Annotated in this window: 17 protein-coding genes and 1 pseudogene; 6 read left to right on the top strand and 12 right to left on the bottom strand. The window is 67.1% G+C overall.

What is annotated here, in order from left to right:
- Positions 1-150 precede the first annotated feature (150 nt).
- The 4 genes from A5711_RS22885 to A5711_RS22870 all read right to left on the bottom strand — a co-directional run bounded on the left by A5711_RS22885 (position 151) and on the right by A5711_RS22870 (position 4,760).
- On the bottom strand, positions 151-573 hold the full coding sequence (locus tag A5711_RS22885; protein WP_231972042.1) for a hypothetical protein: 423 nt from the start codon (positions 571-573) through the stop codon (positions 151-153).
- A gap of 392 nt (positions 574-965) precedes the next feature.
- On the bottom strand, positions 966-1,832 hold the full coding sequence (locus A5711_RS22880; RefSeq protein ID WP_067950586.1) for a carboxymuconolactone decarboxylase family protein: 867 nt from the start codon (positions 1,830-1,832) through the stop codon (positions 966-968).
- A 40-nt stretch (positions 1,833-1,872) separates the two neighbouring features.
- On the bottom strand, positions 1,873-3,246 hold the full coding sequence (locus A5711_RS22875; protein WP_067950584.1) for a TldD/PmbA family protein: 1,374 nt from the start codon (positions 3,244-3,246) through the stop codon (positions 1,873-1,875).
- On the bottom strand, positions 3,243-4,760 hold the full coding sequence (locus A5711_RS22870) for a TldD/PmbA family protein (RefSeq protein WP_067950583.1): 1,518 nt from the start codon (positions 4,758-4,760) through the stop codon (positions 3,243-3,245). Before A5711_RS22870 ends, A5711_RS22875 begins: the two co-directional genes overlap by 4 nt.
- 74 nt (positions 4,761-4,834) lie before the next feature.
- Here A5711_RS22870 and A5711_RS22865 point away from each other — a divergent pair, with 74 nt between their 5' ends.
- From A5711_RS22865 to A5711_RS22855, 3 genes are all read left to right on the top strand, one after another.
- Complete coding sequence (locus A5711_RS22865; protein WP_156745036.1) at positions 4,835-5,704, top strand: carbohydrate ABC transporter permease; 870 nt, start codon at positions 4,835-4,837, stop codon at positions 5,702-5,704.
- Positions 5,691-6,506, top strand: a complete 816-nt coding sequence (locus A5711_RS22860) for a carbohydrate ABC transporter permease (RefSeq protein ID WP_066949185.1) — start codon at positions 5,691-5,693, stop codon at positions 6,504-6,506. The genes A5711_RS22865 and A5711_RS22860 overlap by 14 nt, the downstream gene beginning before the upstream one ends.
- 79 nt (positions 6,507-6,585) lie before the next feature.
- Positions 6,586-7,923, top strand: coding sequence for a sugar ABC transporter substrate-binding protein (locus tag A5711_RS22855; RefSeq protein WP_067950579.1), 1,338 nt, complete (start codon positions 6,586-6,588; stop codon positions 7,921-7,923).
- Here the strand turns inward: A5711_RS22855 and A5711_RS22850 are convergent.
- The 4 genes from A5711_RS22850 to ddaH are packed head-to-tail and all read right to left on the bottom strand — an operon-like array spanning position 7,920 to position 12,344.
- A complete protein-coding gene (locus tag A5711_RS22850; RefSeq protein WP_067950577.1) occupies positions 7,920-8,798 on the bottom strand; it encodes a universal stress protein in 879 nt (292 codons plus the stop codon). The genes A5711_RS22855 and A5711_RS22850 overlap by 4 nt on opposite strands.
- The gene (locus A5711_RS22845; protein WP_156745033.1) at positions 8,795-10,240 is read right to left on the bottom strand and encodes an amino acid permease; all 1,446 of its coding nucleotides are present in this window, start codon (positions 10,238-10,240) and stop codon (positions 8,795-8,797) included. Before A5711_RS22845 ends, A5711_RS22850 begins: the two co-directional genes overlap by 4 nt.
- A 26-nt stretch (positions 10,241-10,266) precedes the next feature.
- Positions 10,267-11,502, bottom strand: coding sequence for an ornithine--oxo-acid transaminase (gene rocD / locus A5711_RS22840; RefSeq protein WP_067950573.1), 1,236 nt, complete (start codon positions 11,500-11,502; stop codon positions 10,267-10,269).
- Positions 11,499-12,344 (bottom strand): dimethylargininase, encoded by an 846-nt coding sequence (gene ddaH / locus A5711_RS22835; protein ID WP_067950571.1) that lies wholly within the window; start codon positions 12,342-12,344, stop codon positions 11,499-11,501. The genes rocD and ddaH overlap by 4 nt, the downstream gene beginning before the upstream one ends.
- A 111-nt stretch (positions 12,345-12,455) precedes the next feature.
- Here ddaH and A5711_RS22830 point away from each other — a divergent pair, with 111 nt between their 5' ends.
- Complete coding sequence (locus tag A5711_RS22830; protein WP_067950569.1) at positions 12,456-12,902, top strand: Lrp/AsnC family transcriptional regulator; 447 nt, start codon at positions 12,456-12,458, stop codon at positions 12,900-12,902.
- Between the two features lie 111 nt (positions 12,903-13,013).
- Here the strand turns inward: A5711_RS22830 and A5711_RS22825 are convergent, their stop codons facing one another.
- From A5711_RS22825 to A5711_RS22810, 4 genes are read right to left on the bottom strand one after another with little or no spacing between them, the layout of a single operon-like run.
- Complete coding sequence (locus tag A5711_RS22825) at positions 13,014-14,825, bottom strand: sulfatase-like hydrolase/transferase (RefSeq protein WP_067950614.1); 1,812 nt, start codon at positions 14,823-14,825, stop codon at positions 13,014-13,016.
- Entirely contained in the window at positions 14,818-15,276 is a 459-nt protein-coding gene (locus A5711_RS22820; protein ID WP_067950568.1) for an SRPBCC family protein, read from the bottom strand. The genes A5711_RS22825 and A5711_RS22820 overlap by 8 nt, the downstream gene beginning before the upstream one ends.
- Before the next feature lie 21 nt (positions 15,277-15,297).
- Entirely contained in the window at positions 15,298-16,155 is an 858-nt protein-coding gene (locus tag A5711_RS22815; RefSeq protein WP_067950566.1) for a CbiQ family ECF transporter T component, read from the bottom strand.
- A complete protein-coding gene (locus A5711_RS22810; RefSeq protein ID WP_156745035.1) occupies positions 16,152-18,122 on the bottom strand; it encodes an ABC transporter ATP-binding protein in 1,971 nt (656 codons plus the stop codon). Before A5711_RS22810 ends, A5711_RS22815 begins: the two co-directional genes overlap by 4 nt.
- Before the next feature lie 194 nt (positions 18,123-18,316).
- On the opposite strand from A5711_RS22810, the gene A5711_RS22805 reads away from it, so the two are divergent.
- A complete protein-coding gene (locus A5711_RS22805; protein ID WP_067950561.1) occupies positions 18,317-18,790 on the top strand; it encodes a MarR family winged helix-turn-helix transcriptional regulator in 474 nt (157 codons plus the stop codon).
- 80 nt (positions 18,791-18,870) lie between these two features.
- Positions 18,871-19,189, top strand: a pseudogene (locus A5711_RS22800) (FHA domain-containing protein); the annotation flags it as partial.

Below are 19,189 nucleotides of genomic sequence, written 5' to 3'. Positions count from 1 at the left end.
CGGTTAGCCAAAAAGCTTGCGCGACACTGCATATAACGAAAGGCGGTTGGCACTCACGCGACGAAAGGCCGCCGTAAAATGGCGATCGGACACTCGCCGGCGCCCAGCCGCGCCGGCGCCTTGCGTGAGTTAGCTGGCAGAGCCGCGTCGTTACGCCGTCGGCCAGTCAGCGTGAGCGGCCTGATCCTTGATCTTCGGGATCACGTCCGGCGCGTAGACGTAGATCGCCGACTCGACCTCCCACTCGGCCTGCGCCTGGCTCATCGACGTGGTGTTGGTGATCATGTTGACCAGCTCCTGGGCCTCTCCGAACGGATTCGGGTGGTTCCGGACCTGGTCGGCGAACCACCGTCCCTCGGCGGCCTCAGTGCAATCGCTGAAGTCGGCGTTGTGGACCATCTTGTTCTGCGCGAGCAGCTGAATGTACTGGTCGTCCTTGGGACTCAAGTTGCAGGACGCCGAAGCTTGCGGTGCCGAGAGCACCGCGCCACCGAGCATCGAGGCACCCAGCGCGACGCCGGCAACCCAAACCGATGACCCGCGCATGCGCGAACGCGAACGGGTGGTTGTCATCTCCGGTCCTCCCTCTGCGTGGGAGCGATTTGCTCTCCGACGCAAGCCAAGCCTTGTGTGGTAACTGCTAACCGACAGCGATCCGGGCAACGGCTAACAGTCACGCGGTGTATGGTCGTCAACTCAGGCGCCGCTGCCATCTGAGATCACCGGCACATATGAGTTCACATATGAGTTTTGGTGTCGGGACATAAATTTAGCCAGTACCCGCGGCCCGAGCGGCGAACTTTAGTTTGCGTGACCGTGTACGGATGGTTAACATTTGCTACTTCGCCCCGGGCATCGGGCCGTCGTCCGATCCACTTCGGCTGAGGCATCACAGCCAGGGTCGAAAGCCTCTTGACCAGCGGCTAATCGCCCCGCACCCGACGCCACGCCGGCCGCGGAAAGTATCAGTTGAAGACGGTCTTGCCGTCGGCTCCGAGCAGATATCGCTCGGTACCGTGCTCGACCCGAGGGGCGTCGGCGCCTAACGCGACGGCGACTTTGTTGCTTGCATTCCGCATGATGTCAAAGGTGAGCTCCACGGCCTCGGCATCGGAGAACCGGGAGCGCACCTCGGCGGCATCGTCGGCGGCGAGGTGCGCAGGGGTCCAAATTAACGCATCGGCGTAGCGCAGGGCCGCTTTCGCGCGGTCGTCGAGCAGATCCGACGACTCGAAGCGGTCGATCTCGTCGTAGAGCGCCTCCGAACCGCCGGCATCCAGCGCGGTGCCCTCCCGCAGCGACTTGCACAACCGGCAGTTGTGCTGAGCCGCCCCGCGCAGTCGGACCAGCTCGGAGGTGACGGGGTCCAGCGCCCGCATCCGGGCCACCGAAGGCAAGAAATCGTTGAACACCGCTCCCGACGGCTCGGTGGTGCGATCCCATTCGATGGCGCCGTCGACCCAGCCCAAATACTCCGAGCCGACGCCGAGCGCTTCGAGCCCGGCCCGTACCCGGGGAACGAAGTCGGCGATATACATCAGGACCACTACGCCAAACGCCTTGTCGCCCAGGTGTTTAATCAGCCGGGACCGATGCCCGTCGGTGATCGCGGAAACGTCGGCGCTGAACTGCTCGGCGAACTCGATGGTGGCGACTTCGGCCTCCGACTCGGGCGTGCCGACCTCGATACGACTCGGCAGTGGCGGGAGCGACAGCGTCTGGGCGCACGTCCGCCGAACCAGGGCTGCGATGCGCGCGTCCGGCGGCGATCCCGGAGACAGTGCCACCAACCGTGTGAGCTGATCTTCTTGGACCGAAACCGGAGCCGCCATTCGTCACACGCTAGAACGCGACCGGCCCAGCGGCAATCGCCTATTGCGCCTGGCTCACCGAAGACATGTAGAAGTCCGGTATCCGCAGCGACGGCATGGCCGCGCGGGTGGCCCAGTCCGCCCACTCCCGGGGCAGGGTCTTCTCGCTCGCCCCGGCCTCGGTGACCCGCCGCAGCAGGTCCAGCGGGCTCTCGTTGAACCGGAAGTTGTTGACGGCGGCGGTCACCTCGCCATCTTCGATGAGGTAGACGCCGTCGCGGGTCAATCCCGTGAGCAGCAGCGTGGTGGGGTCCACCTCGCGGATGTACCACAGTGTGGTCAGCAGCAGGCCGCGTTCGGTGGCCGCGATCATGTCGGCAAGCTCGGCCGACCCACCGGTCATCACCAGGTTGTCGGCGGCCACCGCGACGTCGGCATCGAATTTGGCCGCCGTCGCACGCGGGTAGGCCAGCGCATTGATCACCCCGTTGCGGATCCAGTCCACTTGACCGATCTCCATGCCGTTGTCGAACACCGACGCCGTCTCCGACGAGCTGCTCACCGCGACGAACGGCGTGCATGCCAGGCCCGGCGCCATCGGATCGGAGAACAGGGTCAGCGGCAATTCGGTGAGCCGCTCCCCCACCCGCGTCCCGCCGCCGGGCGCCGAGAACGCGGTGCGGCCCTCCCTGGCACCCCGGCCGGCCATCGACCAGGCGAGGTAAAGCATCATGTCGGCCACCGTGGAGGGCGGCATGATCGTCTCGTAGCGTCCCGCGGGCAGTTCCACGCGGCGCTCGGCCCAGCCGAGCCGCATCGACAGCTCTTCGAGCAGCGAATCCATTGGCACGTCGACGAAGTCGGGCGTCCCAATACCGGCCCACGCGCTCGCGTCGCCGCGCTTGCCGTTGATCTCCACCGCCCCGGCGGGCTGGGTGTAGCGCCGGCGCACTCCGGTCGACGATGCCAGGAACGTCGTCGAAACGCTATGGTGCGCAAAGCCATACAGCCGGTCGGTGCCGCGGAAGCCGCGGCTCAAGGAGTCGGCGACCTCGGCGAACACCAACGGTCCGGTGCCGGGCGCCGGCGCGTCCCAATCGACGGGCACCCCGGTATCGGTCAACAGCGGCGCGGCGTCACCGGCCTCGGGCGCCGAGCGGGCCGCCTCCTGGGACGCCGCCACCAACTCGGGGATCACCCGCGGGTCCACCTCGGCGGAGACCATCGTGCCGATCCGCGCGCTGGACCCTTCGCGGACGACGGAGATCACCGTGATGCTGCGGTTCACCGAAACACCGTTGGTGGTCATCGAATTGCCCGCCCAGCGTAGCGTCGCCTCGACCTTGTCGGTGACGAGCACCATGGTCTCGCTCGCGCCGCCGAGTTTGGCGGCCTCCTCCAAAACGAGGTTGACGACATGCTGCGGGGTGATCATCGGCCGCCCTCGGTTCGGGTGTTGAGCACGTTGACGCCGCGGAACAAGGCCGACGGGCAGCCGTGGCTGACCGGGGCGATCTGGCCGGGCTGCGCCTTGCCGCAGTTGAACGCGCCCCCCAACCGCCAAGTCGACGGGCCGCCCACGGCTTCCATGGAGTTCCAGAAATCGGTGGTGGTGGCCTGGTAGGCGACGTCTCGCAATTGACCGTCCAGCCGACCGTCGCGGATGCGAAAGAATCGCTGACCGGTGAACTGAAAGTTGTAGCGCTGCATGTCGATTGACCACGACTTGTCGCCGATGATGTAGATGCCGTCCTCGACACGGCTGATCAGGTCGGCGGTGCTGACGTCCTCGCGCGCCGGCTGCAGCGACACGTTGGCCATCCGCTGAATCGGCACGTGATGCGGCGAGTCGGCGTACGAGCACCCGTTGGACCGCGGCTGCCCCAGACGAGGAGCGAACACCCGGTCGAGCTGATAGCCGACAAACACCCCGTCGCGCACCAGATCCCAGCTTTGCGCGGCCACGCCCTCGTCGTCGTAACCGATGGTGGCCAGGCCGTGGTCGACGGTGCGGTCGGCGGTCACGTTCATCACCGGGGAGCCGTACCGCATGGTGCCGAGTTTGTCAGGGGTGGCGAAAGAGGTTCCCGCGTAGGCGGCTTCGTAGCCGATGGCCCGGTCGTATTCGGTTGCGTGCCCGATGGATTCGTGAATGGTCAGCCACAGGTTGGTGGGGTCGATCACCAGGTCTTTGCGCCCCGCCGCCACGCTGGGCGCCTTGACCTTTTCGGCGAGCAGCGACGGCAACTGCGCCAGCTCGTCCGTCCAGTTCCACACCTCGTCGCCGGCCAGCACTTCCCAGCCGCGCCCCATCGGCGGGGCCAGCGTGCGCATCGAGTCGAAGCTGCCCGCCGCGGCGTCGACGGTGACCGCCTCCAGCGACGGCTGCACCCGCACCCGCTGCTGGGTGATCGACGATCCGAAGGTATCGGCGTAGAAGGTCTGCTCCTTGACGGCGGTGAGCACGGCCGACACGTGGTCGACGCCGTCGGCACTGAGCAGCCGGCCGGAGTATTCCTCCAGCACGCCGATCTTGTCGGCCGCCGGCACGCTGAACGGGTCGATCCGGTAGTCGGACACCCAGGTGGCGTCGGCGTAGACCGGCTCGGGCGCCAACTCGACGCGCTCGCTATTCAACGTCGCCAGGGTGGTGGCCACTTGCACGGCTCGACGCGCCGTCTCGGCGGCAACCGAGGGCGCCAGTTCCGCGTGCGAGGCGAATCCCCACGTGCCATCGACGATCACCCGCACCGCCAAACCGACCTCGCGATTGACGACCGCCGTCTCCAGCTCGCCGTCGCGCAGCTGGATGATCTCGGTCACGATGCGGTGAACCCGCAGGTCGGCGTAGCTTGCACCGGCCGCGCTGGCCGACGAAAGCGCGGCCTCGGCCAACTGGTGGCGCGGCAGATTCAGGAAGTCGGCATCGATCCCCCGGTTCGGTGTCACGGATCCACCGTAACGGCCGTTCGCCCCAAACCCCGGCCCCGCCCGCTTTAATTACCTCCATGGCCAGCGGCGCCCTGAGGACACAGCCTCGCTCCACCGCGCTGGGCTATGCCCTGCTGGCGCCGAGCTTGTTCGGGGTCGTGGCCTTCTTGCTGCTGCCCATCCTCGTGGTGATTTGGCTCAGCCTCTACCGCTGGGACCTGCTGGGCCCGCTGCACTATGTGGGCGTTGCCAACTGGCGGTCGGTGCTGACGGATCGCAACTTCGCCAACTCGCTGATCGTCACGGCCCTCTTCGTGGCGATCGTGGTGCCGGCGCAGACGGTGCTGGGCCTGCTGGCCGCTTCCATGCTGGCGCGGCAGCTTCCCGGCACCGGGCTGTTCCGCACCCTCTACGTGCTGCCGTGGATCTGCGCGCCGCTCGCGATCGCCGTGTTGTGGCGCTGGATTCTGGCCCCCACGGACGGGGCCGTGAGCACTGTGCTGGGACACAGCATCGAATGGCTGTCGGACCCCAGCTTCGCCCTGCCGCTTGTGTCGGCCGTCGTCGTGTGGACCAACGTCGGCTACGTCTCGCTGTCGTTCCTGGCGGGCCTGCTGGCGATCCCCGACGACGTTCACGCCGCCGCGCGCACCGACGGCGCCACCGCATGGCAACGGTTCTGGCGCATCACCCTGCCCATGCTGCGGCCGACGACATTCTTCGTCCTGGTGACCGGGATCGTCAGCACGGCACAGGTTTTCGATATGGTCTATGCGCTGACCGGCGGCGGACCGGGGGGCAGCACCGACCTGGTGGCTCACCGCATCTACGCCGAGGCTTTCGGCGCGGCTGCCATCGGGCGCGCGTCGGTGATGGCGGTGGTGCTGTTCGTCATCCTGATCGGCGTCACCATGGTGCAGCACCTCTACTTCCGGCGGCGGATCAGCTATGACCTCACTTAGCCGGCTCGCAATTTACGGCGGACTCATCCTCGGTGCGCTGATCACGTTGGTCCCCTTCCTACTTGGTCTGTTGACCTCGTTCACCTCGGCACATCAGTTCGCCACCGGTACGCCGCTACAACTGCCGCGGCCGTTCACCTTGTCCAACTACGCCGACCTCGGTGGAGCCGGATTCGGCCGCGCGGCGGCGGTGACGGCCTTGATGACCGCGGTGATCCTGGTGGGCCAGTTGACCTTTTCGGTGCTGGCCGCATACGCGTTCGCGCGCTTGCAGTTTCCCGGGCGCGACGCACTGTTCTGGGTCTACATCGCGACGTTGATGGTGCCGGGAACCGTGACCGTAGTGCCGCTGTATTTGATGATGGCCCAGCTCGGCCTGCGCAACACGTTCTGGGCGCTGGTATTGCCGTTCATGTTCGGCTCGCCGTATGCGATCTTCTTGCTGCGGGAGCACTTTCGCATCATCCCGAACGACTTGGTCAACGCCGCCCACCTGGACGGGGCCAACACTTTGGACGTGATAGTGCACGTGGTGATTCCGTCCAGCCGGCCGGTGCTGGCGGCCTTGACGCTGATCACGGTGGTCTCGCAGTGGAATAACTTCATGTGGCCGTTGGTGATCACCAGCGGGCACAAGTGGCGGGTGCTCACGGTGGCGACGGCCGACCTGCAGTCGCGGTTCAACTCCCAGTGGACGCTGGTCATGGCGGCGACGACGGTCGCGATCGTCCCGCTGATCGCACTGTTCGTGGTTTTCCAGCGCCACATCGTCGCATCGATCGTCGTCTCGGGGCTCAAGTGAGCCGCCCGCACACCGAGATTCCCGTCACGGCTGCGATTTCGGGTGATCCACGACCACCGCGGCAATCTCGGTGCAGCCCATGACTCGCCCGCGCTTTTCGACGCTGATGGCCGGGGCGCTCGCGCTGGTCGCGGTGCTGTTGGGTGCGACCGCGGTGCTGCTGGACTACTCCGGCCAACCCCCCGGCGGCAAGATCGTCGTGACGGTGCGGGTCTGGGCCGAACAAATCGCCACGGCTTATCGGCAGTCGTTCGAGGCGTTCAATCGCACGCATCCCGATATCGCGGTGCACACCAGCGTGGTTGCGTATTCGACGTACTTCGACACGCTACGCACCGATATCGCCGGCGGGAGTGCCGACGACATCTTCTGGCTTTCCAACGCCTATCTGGCCGCCTACGCCGACAGCGGCCGGCTGATGAACATCGGCACGACACTCGAGCCGGGGTCCGCCTCGGCGTGGGACTCGGCGGTCGTCGACCAGTTCACCCGCGGAGGCGCGCTGTGGGGGGTGCCGCAGCTGACCGATGCCGGGATCGCGCTGTATTACAACGCGGACCTGCTCGCCGCGGCCGGCGTCGACCCCGCCCGGCTGAACGGGTTGCGGTGGAGCCCCGGCGAGGGTGACACGCTGCGGCCCATGCTCGCCCGGCTCACTTTGGACGCCGACGGACGTCGCGGAAACACGGCGGGTTTCGATGCCGGCCGAGTACGACAGTGGGGCTACAACGCCGCCAACGACCCACAGGGTATCTACCTCAACTACATCGGCTCGGCCGGCGGCATCTTCCAGCGCGGCGACACGTTCGCGTTCGACAATCCCGGCGCCGTGCAAGCCTTCCGCTATCTGGTCCGCCTGATCAACGACGACCACGTCGCGCCGCCCGCCTCGGACACCAACGACAACGGTGACTTCTCCCGCAACCAGTTCCTGGCCGGCAGGATGGCGCTGTTCCAGTCCGGCACCTACAACCTGGCGCCGGTGGCCCGCGATGCCCGCTTCCGCTGGGGAGTGGCGATGATGCCGGTGGGCCCGGTCGGCCGGGTGAGCGTCACGAACGGCATTGCGGCGGCGGGCAACGCCGCGACGAAACACCCCGAGGCCGTCCGTCAGGTCCTGGCGTGGATGGGCAGCAAGGCGGGCAACGAGTTCCTGGGGCGCGAGGGCGCGGCCATCCCGGCGGTCCTGTCGGCTCAGCCGGTTTACTTCCATTACTGGTCCGCCAGAGGCGTCGACGTCACACCCTTCTTCGCGGTGCTCAACGGCCCGCGCATCGCGGCCCCCGGCGGGGCAGGCTTCGCGGCCGGCAACGACGCCCTGCAGCCCTATTTCGACGAAATGTTCTTGGGCCGCGGCGATGTCGCGGTAGCCCTGAAACGGGCGCAAGCGGCCGCCAACGCGGCTGCGCAGCGCTAGCCCGGCAACACCAGCACCGGCACGGGGCTTTCCCGGATGATCTTGGCGCTGCGGGAACCGAGGAAGACCCGCCGGATGTCGCCGCGCGGCCGGGTGCCCAATGCCAGGATCTCACCCTCCTGCCAATTCGCCTTCGCCAGCGCGTCTTTCCAACTGCGGCCGGTAACCACCTGCAGCGCAACGTCTTCACTGACGATCCCGTTTGTCTTCAGCTCTTCGAGGATGCCGCGCACTTGTGACGCCCAGGCCTGCAACACTTCATCCTCGACCTCAAGCCCGACCTCCGGCGGATACATCGTCTTGCCGCGGACCGCGAACGTGATCACCCGCACCGGTACACCGAACCGCTGCCCGAACTCGAAGCAGCGTCTCACCACGTCGACCGCATCGGGGGTGGCCGAGTAGGCACAGCTGAGGCGGGTCAACTTGCCTTGGTGCGCAGGGTAATTGCGCGGGCTGATGGCCACCGGCACGTGCGACGCGTGCAGCAGCCAGTCGGCGGTGGAGCCGATCAGCACCTGGCCGCGCCCGCCGCTGGGCAACGAGCCCAGCACGAGCACGTCGGCGTCAATCTCGTGGGTGACCTCGAGGAGTCCCCCCGACACCGAGCCGTGTGCGCGGTGCACGTAGGTGACCTCGATGTCGTCGGCCACCTTGTCCAAAAAGCGGGCGGCCTCGTTCGCCGACTCCGCGGCCAGCGCGTCGGCCCACATCTCGTATTCGGCGTCGACGCGGGCGCGCGACGGAGTCAGCCAGGGCTTGGGCACAATCGTCACCACGGTGAGCGAGGTGCCGCGGGTGCGCGCGATACGTACGCCCAAATGCAATCCCGAGAGCCCAACCTTGCCGGCCCGGTAGCCGACGACGACGCTCATAGCGCGTCTCGCTCGAGCGTTTCGCTGTTGAGCGCGCTGTGATGGCGGCCCCACACGAAGTAGAAGATTAACGCGAGCGCGACCCAGCCGCTGAACGCGATCCAGGTGTACCAGTGCAGGCTGGCGAGGATGTACCCGCACGCCAACACCGAAAGGACGGGCGTGACGGGGTAACCGGGGACCTTGAATCCCCGGGGCAGGTCGGGTTCACGCACCCGCAAGATGATCACTCCGGCGGAAACGACCACGAACGCGGTGAGCGTCCCGATGGACACCATGTCCGCCAACTTCTCCAGCGGTATGAAGGCGGCCAACGCCGAGGCGGCGATCGCCACGATCACCGTGTTGCTCACCGGGGTCATGGTGCTCGTGTTCACGCGCGCGAATCGCGACGGCAATAACCCGTCGCGGCCCATGGCGAAGAGGATGCGCGTCTGTCCGTACATGGTGACCAAAGTGACGGAGAAGATCGAGATGACGGCGCCGGCGGCCAGGATCGTGCTTGCCCAGCTGCCGCGCGTGACCTTGTCGAGGATGGTGGCCAGGCCGGCCTCCTGTTGCCCGGCGAAGTCCTGCCACGGCTGAGTGCCCAGCGCGGCGAGCGCGACGAGCACATACACGCTAGTGACCGTTACCAGCGCCGCGATCAACGCGCGGGGCATGGTCTTCTGCGGGTTCTTCACTTCGTCGCCGGCGGTCGACACGGCATCGAGACCGATATAGGAGAAGAAGATGGTGCCCGCGGCCGAGCCGATGCCCGCCGCACCGAACGGCGCAAAGTCGCGGAGATGGGTCGCGTCGAACGCGGTGAAGCCGATGATCACGAAGATGACCAGCACGCCCAGCTTGACCAGCACCATGATCGTGTTGACCCGGGCCGACTCGCTGGCGCCGCGGATGAGCAGCAGCGCGCACATAGCGAGCAAGATGATCGCCGGCAGGTTCACGAAGCCGGGACGCGCATCCCATGGCGCGGCGGACACCGCGTGCGGAAATTGGATTCCGAACACATTGCTGAGCAACTTGTTGAGGTAGCCGCTCCAGTTCACCGCGACCGCGGCGGTCGACACCCCGTACTCCAGCAGCAGGCACGCCGCCACCCCCATCGCGACGACCTCACCCAGGGTGGTGTACGCGTAGGAGTACGACGACCCGGAAACCGGTACCGCGGAGGCCAATTCGGCGTAGCAGATGGCCGCGAGCCCAGCGGCGAGCCCGGCGATGAGGAACGACAGAATGACTCCGGGGCCGGCTTCGGGCACGGCTTGAGACATGACGAAGAAGATGCCCGTCCCGACCGTCGAGCCGACCCCGAACATGGTCAGCTGGAAGGTGCCGATGGTCCGCTTGAGGTGGTCCGCGGCCCCGTACGCGACGGGCGTGCCCACAACCGGGCGGCGCCGCAGCATCTGCTCTTTCAAGCTGATCGACGTGGGTGGCAATTACCCCTCCTTGCTCGATCAGCTGATTATGGGCCAGCCCCCCGCAACGCCATAGCGAACTGCTCAATCGCCCAGTCGATCTCCTGCTCGCCGATCACCAGCGGTGGCGCGAACCGCAACGTCGACCCGTGCGTGTCCTTCACCAACACACCACGATCGGCCAGCCGAAGACTCAGCTGCTTGCCCGTCCCGAGCGCGGGGTCGACGTCGACGCCGGCCCACAGTCCCAGGCCGCGCACCGCCACGACACCGTGGCCAAGCAGGCCTCGCAGGCGCCCGTGCAGGTGTGCGCCCAATTTCGCCGAGCGGGCTTGAAACTCTCCGCGGCCCAGCATGGAAACCACGGTGGTGCCGATAGCGGCCGCCAACGGATTACCACCGAAGGTCGAGCCGTGTTCGCCGGGATGCAGCACACCCAGCACCTCGTCGTCGGCGACCACCGCCGACAAGGGAACCACACCGCCGCCCAGCGCCTTGCCGAGCAGGTAGACGTCCGGCACCACGCCCCAGTGGTCGCAGGCGAAGGTGCGCCCCGTGCGCGCCAGGCCAGACTGAATCTCGTCGGCGATCATAAGAACGTGGTGCTCGCTGCACAGGGCGCGCACGGTCGGCAGGTAGTCGTCGGGCGGGACGACGATGCCGGCCTCGCCCTGGATCGGCTCGAGCAGGACCGCGACGGTGTCGTCGTCGATCGCGCGGGCCAGCGCGGCGGCATCCCCGAAGGGCACGGAGCGGAAACCCGGGGTGAATGGTCCGAATCCATCCCGCGCCGCCGGATCCGAGGAGAAGCTGACGATGCTGATCGTGCGGCCGTGGAAGTTGTTGTCCGCGACGATGATATTGGCCCGGCCATCGGGCACGCCCTTGACCTCCGCACCCCACTTGCGCGCGACCTTGAGACCGCTCTCCACGGCTTCTGCGCCCGAGTTCATCGGCAACACCAGGTCTTTGCCGCACAGCCGGGCAAGGGCGGCGCAGAACGGACCGAGGGTGTCGGAATGGAACGCGCGGCTCACCAACGTAACGGTGTCGAGCTGGGCGTGGGCCGCCGCGGTGATCTCCGGGTTGCGATGGCCGAAGTTGACCGCTGAATAGGCGGCCAGGCAATCCAAATAGCGCCGGCCCTCCACGTCGGTGATCCACGCACCCTCGGCGCTGGCCGCCACCACGGGCAACGGCGAATAGTTGTGTGCCGCAAAGCGTTCGACCAAGCCGATCGCCGATTCGGTCCGGGTCGAGGTCCGGGCGTCGAGGATCGTCATGGAAACACCTCCAATGTGCAGCACTTGACCGAACCGCCGCCCTTGAGGAGTTCGGACAGCTCGACGCCGATCGGCTCGAAACCGGCCGCACGCAGCTGCGCGGCGAAACCCGTTGCCGCGGCAGGGAGGACGACGTGCAGGCCATCGGAGACGACGTTGAGGCCGAGCACGAACGCGTCGGCGCTTGCGACCACGATCGCGCCGGGAAACAGAGCCTGCAGTTGGTCCCGCGCGGGCGCGCTGAACGCCGGCGGGTAGAACGCGATGGTCTGGTCGTCGAGAACCGCCAGCGCGGTGTCGAGGTGATAAAAGCGTGGATCCACCAACTCGAGTGAGACGACCGGCGCCCGCAGCGCCGCGGAGATTTCCGCGTGTGCACGCCGGTCGGTGCGAAAGCCATAGCCCGCCAACACCGTCTCCCCGACCATCAGCAAGTCGCCCTGCCCCTCGTTGACATGACGGGTGGACACCGGCCGGTACCCGAACGAGGACATCCATTCGGCGTAGGCGCGTGATTCGCCCGCCCGCTCGGCGAATCGAAATCTCGCGACGATCGCGACGTCGCCCGCGATGAATCCGCCGTTTGCGGCGTACACCATGTCCGGGAGGCCGGGCACGGGCTTGATCACCTCCACCCGGTGCCCCAGCCGTAGGTAGGCCGCGCGCAGGGAGTTCCATTGGGCCATCGCGACGCCCACGTCGACGGGGGTGGCGATGTCCATCCACGGGTTGATCGCGTACTCCACCGCGAAGAACTCCGGCGGCGTCATCGCGTACCGGCGGGCCCGCGGCGTGCGGACGAGCTTGCCGGTCGCGCGTGGCGCAACGTACGAATCCGTCATAGATCAACGGTATTTCCGGCAGCTCAAACAAGCAAACGACGTTTCTTGCGCGTCTATAGTTGATTTATTGCACCAAGCCGCGCGTCGCGGCGATTTATTAAGGGGTAACGGATGGACCGCCTGGATGGGACGGACGAGCGCATCCTCTCCGAGTTGACCAGAAACGCACGGGCCACCTTCGCGGAAATCGGCCAGACGGTGAACCTCTCGGCGCCGGCGGTCAAGCGCCGCGTCGACCGGATGGTCGACGACGGGGTGATCAGGGGCTTCACGACGGTCGTCGACCCTAACGCGCTCGGCTGGAAGACAGAGGCCTACGTGCAGGTGTTCTGCCACGGCACGATCGAGCCCGATCGGCTCCGCGCGGCGTGGGTGGACATGCCCGAGGTGGTCAGCGCGGCGACGGTCACCGGCACGTCGGATGCGATCCTGCACGTACTGGCCCGCGACATGCGGCATCTAGAGGCGGCCCTCGAACGCATCCGCTCGAGCGCGGACATCGAGCGCAGCGAAAGCATCGTGGTGTTGTCGAACCTCATCGACCGCATGCGAACTTAGCGGCGTTGCGCTTCCGGCCATCTGGCGACCTTCGAATGTGCTATCGCCCGCGATATCAAATTCGCCGACCATGTAATGCCCACAGGATGGGTCTCATGTGGCACACGTGATTCAGCGATCGAACGCAGCCGCAATCAGGCGCCTCAGCCTCGACGGCCCCGCCGTCGGCGGCCGGCGAGATGCATAGGGCCACGGGCGGTTTCGCTCCGGGACGGAACTGGCCCTGGCCTGCTTGAGCTCCATCCGCAGGTGCTGACGCACGCTGTGCAGATCCGGATCGGTCCAACGGTTGATCGCTTCGATCGGGTCCACGGTGAGGTCGTATAGCTCCCACTGATCGTCGAGCGGGGAGGTCCGGTAAGCCTCTCCCCCGAGCCCATTGGCCGCCAAGTGCCGCACTCCTGGCTCCGTCCAGGTGCCCGGGTCGTCGAAGGTGCGCACCAGCTTCCAGAGATGGCCTGCGCAACCGGGAACCGTCGCGTCGTCGACGCGGACCACCAGACCCTCGAAGTTGGAGGCGGTGTGGGCCGGGACGCGGATGCGCAGCGGCGCAGGCGGATTGACGGTCCGCTTCAGGCGGCGAGCCAATCCCGACGCGCCGCTATCCCCTTCGAGCATGTTGTCGCGGGTCATCAGGTAGACGGCACGAGTCTCGTCGGCCGCGGCGCCGTCCACGACGGGCATGAGGTTCCGGCCGGGCAGCCGATGCACTTCCGAGAACGACTGGGCCAGCGTGGCGGAGGCCGCCGCGACATCGATGCCCGCCGCCGCCAGCAGCGTGGGGACCAGGTCGACGTGGGAGGTGGGTGCGGCGACAAGCCGTGGCCGCGTCGAGCGCTCGCCGATGCGCGCGATGACGAAGGGGACGCGGGTGGCCTCGTCGTAGAGGTTGAACCATTTCTGGTGCAGACCGCCGTGGGCGCCCAGCAGATCGCCGTGATCGGCCGTGCGCACCAAAACAGCATTGCGCGAGCCGCCTTCGGTGACGGCCCGCCTGACGCGGTCGATCGGCCCGTCCACCTCGGCGTGCAGCCGGTAATACAGGTCGCGGTAGCGCTGCGCGTTGCGCTCGTAGGTCCGCTCGATCGCGGGCGCGGGGCCGTAGCCGGAGTAGTAAGCCTCGCGAAAGGCGATCTGCGCCGCCGGTTTCGTGGACAGGTCTTCGTCCGCGGTGGGCGCGGCGGGCACCGCGGGCGGGTCGAGTGGCGACGGCTTGACCGGGCTGCGCCGGGACCAGGTCGGGAACAGCACGATGTCATGGGGATTGACGAAGCTGGCGACCAGGAGGAACGGGCGCAGCGCGGCCGGGTCGCCGTCGCGGCGACGGGCATAGCGGTCGGCGAGCCACGCGACCACCCGAGCGGCGATCAGCGGGTCGCGGCGGATACCGGCGTCGGCCAGCGCCGCCCCGTGCGGCTCCGGGCCGACCCACCCCGAGAATCCGAACGGCCCCAACCGATCCGCCTCCAGGTAGCGCCGCACCGCGGCGGCGTCGACGACACCGTTCTCGTCGTTGGTCGCCAGCGGCCCACCGGTCCTCGGGTCGGTGAGGTCGGCGTGCGAGATGTGCCACTTGCCGTCGTAATGGGTGTCGTATCCGGCCGCCCGGAACCAATTGCCGAGCGTGGGGACCTCGCCCGCACGCAGCCAGCGCATGCGCGAATCGCCGGCGGTCTTTCCGATGCCGTCGGTCTGGGTGACGCCGTGCAAGTCAGGATAGTGACCGGTGAAAATCGTTGGGCGGCTTGGCACGCAGGCCAGCGAGCCGGTGTAGTGCCGAGTGAAGCTGACCCCGTGGTCCTGAAACCACTTGCGGCCGGTGAGTGTCCGGTCGCGCCACGCGAGCACGTCGGGAGCCTCGTACGGGGGCACCGCACGTTCCTCGTCCGTCATGATGACGATGACGTCGGGGCGATCAGACACCAGCACGCTCCAATCGATTCGCAAGCCCGGCGAGCATCGCCTCGGACTGTCGCGCGAGTACGCGGCACAGGACCCGTTCGGCCAGCTTTTGCATTGCGTGCGGACCGATTTCGACGGTGCTGGTGAGGGTCACCGCCGTCGCGGCGGCCGAATCACCGGTGGATGCCAGCGTCCAGCGGTTGGACACCCTGCGCAGGCGTCTGGGCAGGCCTTCGATGTCGTAGCCGAGCGCGCGGGGCGGGTCGAACTCGGTGATGCGCTCGACGAGGGCGTCGCGGTTGACCTGCACCCGCCGGGCGGTCCCGACGGGAGCTCCGCCGGGGCCGGAGGACAAGATGCACGAGTGGTCGACGTTGCCGGCCCACGAACTGATCGCCCCGAAGTCCGCCAGCGTCTCCCAGATGTCACCGATGCGAGCCGCGATCGTGCGAGTCCGGTGAATGTCGGCCACGCGCTCACGCTACGCGAACGACTAGTGAGTCAGGTGGAATATCGTCTCGATCGCCACCGCGGCACCGCTGACCGCGAGGGTGACCGCGAGCGTCGCCCAATCACCCAATCTCGGCCGCGCCGGGTCGGCCGAGAGCTGACCGGTGCCGCCCCGAGCGGTGATCGCGTCGCCCATCTCATCGGCGCGCCGCAGGGTCACCACGATGGCGGCGGCCACCAGGTCGATCGAGTTGCCCGTCGTTTGGCGGACCCGAGCCTTGCGACCCTGGGGCATGTGGTTGGGCCGCAATCGACGAGCTGCGTAGAGCACCTGAAATTCCTCGATCAACAGCGGGAAGGCGCGTAGCGCCAGGGCCAAGGCCACCGCCCACTCGTCGACCGGAATCCGCAGCCACCTGAACGGGCGACCCAAAATGGCCAGCGCCGGCGCGATTTCGGCGACGTTGGTGGTCCAGGACACCATGGCCCCCAACCCGAGCAGAACGATCGATAGCGCGGTGATCCGCAGGAAGTTCAACGCTCCACCGAGGCCGATGCCAACACCGTGAATCGAGACCACCGGACTGCCGCCGGCCAACGCCGCGGTCACGAATCCCAATGCCAGGAGGACCCACAGCCACCGCGGAATCGACGGAACCGCACCCCGGGGGATGTGTGCGATCCAGATCGCCGCCGCCACGAGCACTGCCACCGCCCCGATCGTCACCCAACCCGGATAGAGGGTCAGCAACACCGAAACACCGAATACCACCAGCAGTTTGGTGCCGGCCCATAAGTTGTGAATGGCCGACCTTCCGGGCACCGGAACCAGCAGCACCACCGGACGAGAACCGCGCCTGCTCCGCCCGGATGCCGTGGACGAGGATGAGGTTGCCGTCACGCCACACCCCCGGCCGTGGCGGTGGCCGGCATAGACTCCAGCGCGCCATTCTGCAGATGCAAAACGCGTGGGCACACCTCTTCCAAACCGACGAAGTCGTGCGAGATGACCACCACTGTCAGGCCTCGGTGACGTCGCAGGTCGGCCAGCAGGCGCAGCAGGCCCCGCTGGCTGGAAATGTCCAGTCCGGCTAACGGCTCGTCGAGGATCAACACGCGTGGCGAACACGCCAGCAGTCCGGCCAGCACCACTCGTCGCATTTCGCCACCGCTGAGCTGGTCGATGCGGCGATTGCCCATCGCGGGCTCCAGACCTACCGCGCCAAGGGCAGCCGCCACGCGGTTCACGTCGCGCTCCGAAAACCCTGCCACGGAAGCGATTTCCAGGCCAACGTGGCTGCGCATCAGTTGCAGCCTCGAAGTCTGAAACGACAACCCCACCGCGCCGACGTGCTCACGGATGGGTTGACCGTCGAGCAAACAGGCACCGCTGGTGGGAGCGGTCAGCCCGGCCATGATCCACGCCAGCGTCGACTTACCCGACCCGTTGCCGCCGTGGATCAAAATTCCGTCGCCCTGTTCGACTACGAAGCTGATACCGCGCAGCGCGGTCTTCTGCCAGGGCGTGCCGCTGTTGTATTCGTGTCGGACGTCGACGATTTCGAGTACCGGCTTGTTGAAGGCCCGCTTGAGGGCCGGGGCCGGGGCGGGGGGCGGGGCCGTCTCGACCGTGCCGGCGTTGTCAGAGGAATCGCTGAGGTTGATGGTCCGGTCCGCCGACGCGGCCTCATTGTCGAAATGCGTGATGTGCACCAACGCCGTCCGATGCCGTTGGGGAAGGCCTGACAGCACGTTCAACAGGACGTTACGGCCCTGCTGATCGACCATGCTGGTGAACTCGTCAGCGATCAGCAGCGCCGGTTCCCGGGCGAGCGCCGCGGCCAGAGCGAGGCGCTGCAGTTCCCCGCCGGACAGGCTGCCGGTATCGCGCTCGGCAAAACCCTCGAGACCCACTTCGCGGAGCAAGTGGTCGACATCGACCTCGGTGCCCGGCGGCAGCCCCCAGACCACATCATCGGCGACCCGGGTTCCCAAGACCTGGCTCTTCGGATGCTGCAGGACAAGCGCCGTGCCGCCCAACATGCCCAACCCCACTGCGCCCGGGCGCTGCACGGTACCCGACGTCGGTTGCCGACCCGCCAAGATCAGCGTCAACGTCGTCTTTCCCGAACCGTTGGCGCCGATGACGGCAATGTGTTCGCCGACTTGGAGTTCCAGGCTGATTTCGCGCAGCGCGTCTTGCTTCGCGTGCGGGTAGCGGAACCGCACCCTGTCCAGTCGCACCGGTACCGGCCCGATCGGGGCGCCGGGCGCTTCGTCCGGAGCGTCGAGTTTGTGCACGTCCGGAACGTTGCCCATCCGGTCCAGCAGGCGCGAAAGCGCCCACCAACCGATCAACGACGAGAACATCACCCCGTAGGTGACGTAGCCGAGCATCAGCCACGGCCAGTAATGCAGCCCGAATTCGAAGCACCGCTTCACGTCGGCGCCGAGCCATTGCAGGTCCACCCGGGTGAGGAATGCGACAACACCGTCGACGTTGGCCGTCATCACCTGAAAGATCAGATGCCGCAGCCGATTCAGCACCGTCAACATGCCGACCGTGGCGGCCGCGACGGCGACTCCGGCAACAAGGGAGGAGGCGAGCACCGTCGGGGTGCCCCGTCCCCTGCGCTTGACGAAGCCGGTCAACCCACCGATATACGCACAGTTGACGACGGTCAGGAAACCGCCCAGTCCAGAGATGAGGAAGGCGATCATCCCGGCAGCAAACGTCGCGGCGACCAGCACTCGCAACCGGTAACGGTAGGCCAGCAGCCCCATCGGCACGGTGCCCAGCAGTGCCAACCCCTGGGCAAACGGAATCACCCCGGCGATGATCGCGATCACCGCGCAGAGCGCCCCCATGACCGATGCCTGTGCCAACTCGGCCGGTTGTAAAGGTCCACCCCGACGACGCGAACGGACGGGGCGACGGGCATTCACTTCACTGATTGTGCCAGGGCGCGGCGCCAAGTCGCTTCATCACACCGAGTAACTTCCGACCCGGTTCGACCGGCCGCCACTCGTCTCGCTTAGCAAAGCTATGGAACTATGGGTACATGGACAGAGTTGTCGAGACCGCAAACATCGAGGCCCAACAGCTGGGCGCGGATTTGCTCGCCGTGGTGGCGCGGCTCAACCGGCTGGCCACCCAGCGGATCCAGATGCCCTTGCCCGCGGCGCAGGCCAGGCTGCTTGCCACGATCGAAGCGCACGGCGAGGCCCGGATCGGCGACCTCGCCGGCGTCGATCACTGCTCGCAACCGACCATGACCACCCAGGTCCGCCGGCTCGAAGACGCCGGCCTGGTCACCCGGACCGTCGACCCAGGCGACGCGCGCGCCGTCCGGATCCGCATCACTCCCCAAGGAAAGCGCACGCTCAACGCGGTTCGCGCCGACCGCGCCGCCGCGATCGAACCGCAACTCGCGTTGCTCGAGCCGGTCGACCGCCAGGTGCTGACGGACGCGGTAAAGGTATTGCGCCGGCTTCTCGACAATGCATCGGTGGCGGGCCGGCGTAACACGCTGTGATCGCAGGACCCCGGTGGATAGCCGGCGACCGGCGGGTAGACACTAATTCGAGCTGACCGGCGTGAGGAAAGGTGGCGGCCATGCGGCCCGAGGCTTCCGCGTACAGAGCCTCCCCGTTGACCGTGTGGGTCGGGTCGATGAGGTTCGACTTCGCCCCGGGCCGAGACGTGATCGTCGGTTACGGTCCGGGCAGCGACATCGCCCTCGAGCGGTTCCTGAATCCGGCCGCGCCGCCGCCACCGCCCCGCCCTGAAGTGATATTGCGTTTCGCCGGTACCCACTGGGTGGCCATCGACCTGAGCCACAACGGCATCTTCGTCGACGGTGCACGGGCGTCGACGACGAACATTCGCGACGGTCAGGCGATCAGCATCGGCGATCCACAGCGGGGCCCGCGGC

This window comes from Mycobacterium sp. E2238 (assembly GCF_001672665.1).
Lineage (GTDB): Bacteria > Actinomycetota > Actinomycetes > Mycobacteriales > Mycobacteriaceae > Mycobacterium.
The sequence above is the reverse complement of the archived record's forward strand: the minus strand, read 5'-3'. Positions and strand labels throughout refer to the sequence as shown.

Coding starts and splice junctions, on each gene's coding strand:
- A5711_RS22855 (WP_067950579.1), top strand. CDS start 6,586: ATGACTCGCCCGCGCTTTTCGACGCTGATGGCCGGGGCGCTCGCGCTG.
- A5711_RS22850 (WP_067950577.1), bottom strand. CDS start 8,798: ATGAGCGTCGTCGTCGGCTACCGGGCCGGCAAGGTTGGGCTCTCGGGA.
- ddaH (WP_067950571.1), bottom strand. CDS start 12,344: ATGACGGATTCGTACGTTGCGCCACGCGCGACCGGCAAGCTCGTCCGC.
- A5711_RS22805 (WP_067950561.1), top strand. CDS start 18,317: ATGGACAGAGTTGTCGAGACCGCAAACATCGAGGCCCAACAGCTGGGC.
- A5711_RS22810 (WP_156745035.1), bottom strand. CDS start 18,122: ATGGGGGCGCTCTGCGCGGTGATCGCGATCATCGCCGGGGTGATTCCG.
- rocD (WP_067950573.1), bottom strand. CDS start 11,502: ATGACGATCCTCGACGCCCGGACCTCGACCCGGACCGAATCGGCGATC.
- A5711_RS22875 (WP_067950584.1), bottom strand. CDS start 3,246: ATGATCACCCCGCAGCATGTCGTCAACCTCGTTTTGGAGGAGGCCGCC.
- A5711_RS22880 (WP_067950586.1), bottom strand. CDS start 1,832: ATGGCGGCTCCGGTTTCGGTCCAAGAAGATCAGCTCACACGGTTGGTG.
- A5711_RS22885 (WP_231972042.1), bottom strand. CDS start 573: ATGACAACCACCCGTTCGCGTTCGCGCATGCGCGGGTCATCGGTTTGG.
- A5711_RS22860 (WP_066949185.1), top strand. CDS start 5,691: ATGACCTCACTTAGCCGGCTCGCAATTTACGGCGGACTCATCCTCGGT.
- A5711_RS22830 (WP_067950569.1), top strand. CDS start 12,456: ATGGACCGCCTGGATGGGACGGACGAGCGCATCCTCTCCGAGTTGACC.